Origin of the sequence: Microvirga sp. Mcv34, from assembly GCF_024519725.1 — a bacterium.
In the GTDB taxonomy this organism is placed as follows: Bacteria; Pseudomonadota; Alphaproteobacteria; order Rhizobiales; family Beijerinckiaceae; genus Microvirga.
Window position 1 is genome coordinate 1 of sequence record NZ_JALJRK010000289.1, and the last position, 408, is coordinate 408.

Here is a 408-nt window from a genome sequence, read left to right on the forward strand (position 1 = left end):
GGCAGCAGAAGCGCTTCGAGACCCGCGCCCGCGCCGCCCGGCTGCGCCATCCCGCCAGCGTCGAAGATGTCGACTTCCGCGCGCCACGCTCTCTCGACCGGGCGTTGTTCCTCAAGCTGTCGTCGTGCGACTGGATCCGCGAGAGGCGCAACCTGCTGATCACCGGCCCGTGCGGGGTGGGCAAGAGCTGGCTCGCCTGCGCGCTTGGGCACAAGGCGTGCCGCGAGGATCTGTCGGTGCTCTACCACCGTGTGCCGCGGCTGTTTGCGGCTCTCGCCCTGGCGCGTTCGGAAGGCCGCTATGCCCGTCTGCTGCGGACGCTGGCGCGGGCAAAGTTGCTGGTTCTGGACGATTGGGGCCCGGAGCCGCTCACCCCTGAACAGCAGCGGGATCTGATGGAGATCGTCG

Annotated in this window: 1 protein-coding gene; it reads left to right on the forward strand. The window is 69.4% G+C overall.

Annotated features, from left to right (window positions below):
- A partial coding sequence (locus OC446_RS30650) for an ATP-binding protein (RefSeq protein ID WP_262032629.1) occupies nucleotides 1–408 on the forward strand: 408 nt, incomplete at both ends.